Origin of the sequence: Burkholderia sp. Ac-20392 (assembly GCF_017104585.1) — a bacterium.
GTDB lineage: Bacteria > Pseudomonadota > Gammaproteobacteria > Burkholderiales > Burkholderiaceae > Burkholderia > Burkholderia lata.
The window spans coordinates 1-4531 of record NZ_JAAGPB010000593.1; the positions used below are offsets into that span (position 1 = coordinate 1).

5 protein-coding genes and 1 pseudogene are annotated in these 4531 nt (G+C 68.0%); all 6 read left to right on the forward strand.

All coding sequences use genetic code 11. The features are described from left to right. Window positions 1–350: pseudogene (locus G3N99_RS35110) on the forward strand (DNA polymerase III subunit delta'); the annotation flags it as partial. A 141-nt stretch (window positions 351–491) separates the two neighbouring features. Next, window positions 492–1271, forward strand: coding sequence for a TatD family hydrolase (locus tag G3N99_RS35115; protein WP_069248154.1), 780 nt, complete (start codon window positions 492–494; stop codon window positions 1269–1271). Window positions 1272–1314: 43 nt separating this feature from the next. Continuing rightward, window positions 1315–2025: an ankyrin repeat domain-containing protein gene (locus G3N99_RS35120; RefSeq protein WP_174941167.1), complete on the forward strand. Its 711-nt coding sequence runs from the start codon at window positions 1315–1317 to the stop codon at window positions 2023–2025. A 119-nt stretch (window positions 2026–2144) separates the two neighbouring features. Next, the gene (locus tag G3N99_RS35125) at window positions 2145–2501 is read left to right on the forward strand and encodes a Rap1a/Tai family immunity protein (protein ID WP_006485939.1); all 357 of its coding nucleotides are present in this window, start codon (window positions 2145–2147) and stop codon (window positions 2499–2501) included. A gap of 89 nt (window positions 2502–2590) precedes the next feature. Beyond that, entirely contained in the window at window positions 2591–3763 is a 1173-nt protein-coding gene (locus G3N99_RS35130; RefSeq protein ID WP_206124658.1) for a mechanosensitive ion channel domain-containing protein, read from the forward strand. 28 nt (window positions 3764–3791) lie between these two features. Next, window positions 3792–4531 (forward strand): AAA family ATPase (locus G3N99_RS35135; RefSeq protein WP_206124659.1); only part of this gene is annotated, 740 nt, incomplete at its 3' end.

Below are 4531 nucleotides of genomic sequence, written 5' to 3' on the forward strand. Positions count from 1 at the left end.
TCGACGAGAACCGCCCGCTGCGCGACTACACGCTCGGGCAGCTTGCGGCCGGTGCGGCGTGCGACCCGTTCGCGTGCGGCGAGACGCTGCAGAAACTGCCGGTGCCGCTGGTGCTCGGCTGGCTGCAACGCTGGCTGTACGACCTGCTCGCACAACGCATGGCGGGCGCGCCGCGCTACTTCCCGACGCACGCGGCGGCGCTCGCGCGTTGTGCGGAAGCGGTCGATGCGAATGCGTTCGCCCGCTTCATGAAGGCCGTGACGCGGCAGCGGACGGTCGAGAATCATCCGCTCAACGCGCGGCTCGTATTCGAGGAATTGTTTCTCGGATACCGGGAAATATTCGCGTGATCCGGCATTGTTTCGTGTGGGTTGCGAAACGATGACCGGCCCACGTCGCGACGCGACCGTGGCCGTCCGGCCCGCGAACGCCGCCCGTTGCCGCATGCCGGCGCGCGCATGAGCGCCCGCCTTACGTATTCAGGAAACACGATGTTCGTCGACTCTCACTGCCACATCAATTTCAAGGGCCTGGCCGACCGCCTGCCGGCCGTTCTCGAGAACATGCGCGAGCATGACGTCACGCACGCGCTGTGCGTGTCGGTCGATTTCGAGACGCTGCCGGAGGTTCTTGCGATCGCGGACGCGCATGACAACGTCTATGCGTCGGTCGGCGTGCATCCCGATCACGAGGACATGCACGAGCCGACGCTCGCGGAGCTCGTCGAGCTGGCCGCGCACCCGAAGGTCGTCGCGATCGGCGAAACGGGCCTCGACTACTACCGCCTCGAAGGCCGCTCGATCGACGACATGGAATGGCAGCGCGAACGCTTTCGCACGCATATCCGCGCGGCGACCGCGACGATGAAGCCGCTGATCATCCACACGCGCTCGTCGTCGGAAGACACGCTGCGGATCATGGCCGAGGAGCGCGCGGACGTGCCGGGCGGCGTGATGCACTGCTTCACCGAGCCGTGGCCGGTGGCCGAGCAGGCGCTCGCGCAGAACTTCCATATCTCGCTGTCGGGCATCGTCACGTTCAAGAACGCGACCGACGTGCAGGACGTCGCGCGGCGCGTGCCGCTCGACCGGCTGCTGATCGAGACCGACTCGCCGTACCTCGCGCCGGTGCCGTATCGCGGCAAGCCGAATGAACCTGCGTACGTCAGCCATGTCGGACGCTTTATCGCATCCGAGCGCGGGATCGCCGTCGAGGCGCTCGCCGATGCGACGACGCAGAACTTTTTCCGGCTGTTCAAGATCGCCCGCTAACGACGTGCGCGCAGCCGACAACCCAGGGAAGGAGCCCACAACAATGACGAAGCCGACCAATCATCTGCCGAAACGTGCACTCGTTGCCGCCGCACTCGTCGCGAGCGGCCTGTTCGCGGCAGCCGGCGCGCATGCCGAATCGCTCGATGCGATCGTCAAGGCCGTCAAGTTCGACGACATCGCCGACATCGGCCAGCAGCTCAAGAGCGGCAAGCTCGACCCGAACACGATCGCGCCGAACGGCGACCCGCTGATCGTGATCGCCGCGCGCGAGAAGTCCGACAAGGTTGCGGCGGCGCTCGCCGCGACGCCGAACGTCGACCTCGAGAAGGAAGACAAGGCCGGCGAAAACGCGCTGATGCTCGCGTCGCTGAACGGCGACGTCGGCCTCGCGAAGCTGCTGATCGACAAGGGCGCGGAAGTCAGCAAGAAGGGCTGGGCGCCGCTGCACTACGCGGCGACCAACGGCCAGGACGCCGTGGTGAAGCTGCTGCTCGACCACGACGCGTATATCGATACCGCATCGCCGAACGGCACGACGCCGCTGATGATGGCCGCACGCGGCAACCATCCGTCGACGGTCACGCTGCTGCTCGACCAGGGCGCCGATCCGCAGGTGAAGAACCAGCTCGGCATCACCGCGCTCGAATTCGCGAAGCACTACAACGCGCCCGACGCGATCGCGATCCTGAGCAAGCGGACGACGCGCATCGGGGCCTCGACGCCGGCAGATGCACAAAAGAGTGCAAAATGACGGTTTTCGGTGCGGCAGCCGGTGCCCGCCCGGCCGGATTCCGGCCGGAGCAGGGCGTCCCGGCGCCGCGCCGGCCAAGGCAGCAGGCGGTCTCGGGCCGCATTGACATAAGGAACACCATGTTGCGCGCAATGTTTTGTGCCGCGGCGTTTGCCGTGCCGTTGTCGGCGGCGGCTTTCACGGGCGCTGATCTCGACCGGCTGTGCGCGAAGACGGACGTCAAGTCGCGGGCGTCGTGCGCGGCCTACATCGAAGGCGCCGCCGACGGCGTCTACAACACCATCGACGCGATCGGCGGCACGACGGGGCCGCGGGTCGGCCAGTATTTCTGCCTGCCGCCCGACATCCGGGCGCAGCAGATGACCGACGCGGTGCGCAAGTACATCGCGGAGAATCCGAAGCTGGCCGACTACAACGCGAGCACCGCGGTGTCGCTCGGTCTCGGCAAGGCGTTTCCCTGCAGGAGCGGCAACTGACCTGACGCCGTGTCCGGGCCCGCGCGTGGCCCGGATGTCGCCGACGCATCCAGGACGAGGCGTGCGCGCCTCATCACCCACGGGCGCCGATGATTTCAATTGAGGAACTGCAGCGCATCACCGATGCGCCGCTGCATTCATGGCTTGGCACGCTGGCCGTGTCCGTCATCGTCTTGCTGGTCGTCACGGTCGTGCACCGTCTCGGCGCACGCATCGTCAAGCGCATCGCGCAGCCGTATCCGTTGATGAGCGCGATCCTGCGCTACATCGACAGGCCGTCGCTCGTCGTGCTCGCGCTGCTGGCGCTCGAATTCCTGTGGGTCCAGGCGGACGACGGCATGTCGTTCGTACGCGGCATGCGCACGGCGGCGGCGGTCGGCTCCATCATTTCCCTCACGTGGCTGCTGGTGCGGCTCGCGGCCGGCGTCGGCGACGCCATCATCCAGGCCCATCCGATCGATACGGCCGACAACCTTCAGGCCCGGCGCATCCATACGCAGGCCAGGGTGCTCGTGCGGACCGTGATGGTGCTGATCGTGATCATCGGCACCGGCGCCGCGCTGATGACGTTCCCGAACGTGCGCCAGGTCGGCGCGAGCCTGCTGGCGTCGGCCGGCGTCGCGGGGCTGGTCGCCGGTATCGCCGCGCGGCCGGTGCTCGGCAACCTGATCGCCGGGCTGCAGATCGCGCTCACGCAGCCGATCCGGCTCGACGACGTGGTCGTGATCCAGGGCGAGTGGGGGCGCATCGAGGAAATCACCGGCTCGTTCGTGTCGGTGCGGCTGTGGGACCAGCGGCGCCTCGTCGTGCCGCTGCAATGGATCATCGAGAACCCGTTCACGAACTGGACGCGCAGCAGCTCGGAAATCATCGGCACGGTCTATCTGTCGGTCGATTACCGCACGCCGCTCGCGCCGCTGCGCGAAGAACTTGCGCGGCTCGTCCACGCGGCCCCCGAATGGGATGGCCGCGTGCAGGTGCTGCAGGTGACCGACGCGACGGAACGCACGATGCAGTTGCGCGTGCTCGTCAGCGCGGCCGATGCGTCGTCGTGCTGGGACCTGCGCTGCCGCGTGCGCGAAGGACTGATCGCCTGCCTGCAGGACCGCTATCCGCAATGCCTGCCGCGCAGCCGGATGGAACTGTATCCGCACGAATCCGCGCCGGACGCGCCGAATCCCGAACGGCCGCACGCGCGGTCGCCTGCCGCCAGTACGGCGGCCAATACCGCGGCCGACCCGCAGACCGCCGAAGGCCGCTGACAGCGGCCCGCATGCCTCCTCCAACGTCATGACCGCGCTCAAAACGCTTGCCATTGCCAATTACCGCTCGCTGCGCGAGCTGATCGTGCCGCTTGCGGCACTCAACGTCGTCACGGGGCCGAACGGCAGCGGCAAGTCGAGCGTGTACCGCGCACTGCGGCTGCTCGCCGACACCGCGCAGGGGCGCGTGATCCCGTCGCTCGCCCGCGAAGGCGGGTTGCCGTCGACGCTGTGGGCCGGCCCCGAGCGTTTCTCGCGGGCGATGCTGGACGGCGACACACCGGTGACCGGCACGGTGCGCAAGGGGCCCGTGAGCCTGAAGCTCGGCTTCGCCTGCGACGATTTCGGCTATGCGATCGATCTCGGCATGCCGGTGAAGAACGATGCGACGCAGTTCTCGCTCGACCCGGTGGTCAAGCGCGAGTGCATCTGGGGCAGCGCGATGTTGCGCCCGTCGACGCTGCTGGTCGACCGGCAGGGCGCGCAGATCCGCGCGCGCACCGCATCGGGCGACTGGCAGACGATTCCGCAGCCGGTGGCCAGCTTCGACAGCATGATGACCGAATTCGCCGATCCGACCGGCGCGCCCGAGATGATCGCGGTGCGCGAACGGATCCGCTCGTGGCGCTTCTATGATCACTTCCGGACCGACGCGCAGGCGCCGGCGCGGCAGTCGCACATCGGCACCCACACACCGGTGCTCGCGGACGACGGCGCCGACCTGGCCGCCGCGTTGCAGACGATCCGCGAAATCGGCGACGGCGCGGC

Excerpts from the sequence above, each read along its gene's own strand:
- G3N99_RS35115 (WP_069248154.1), top strand. The coding sequence starts at position 492 with ATGTTCGTCGACTCTCACTGCCACATCAATTTCAAGGGCCTGGCCGAC.
- G3N99_RS35120 (WP_174941167.1), top strand. The coding sequence starts at position 1,315 with ATGACGAAGCCGACCAATCATCTGCCGAAACGTGCACTCGTTGCCGCC.
- G3N99_RS35125 (WP_006485939.1), top strand. The coding sequence starts at position 2,145 with ATGTTGCGCGCAATGTTTTGTGCCGCGGCGTTTGCCGTGCCGTTGTCG.
- G3N99_RS35130 (WP_206124658.1), top strand. The coding sequence starts at position 2,591 with ATGATTTCAATTGAGGAACTGCAGCGCATCACCGATGCGCCGCTGCAT.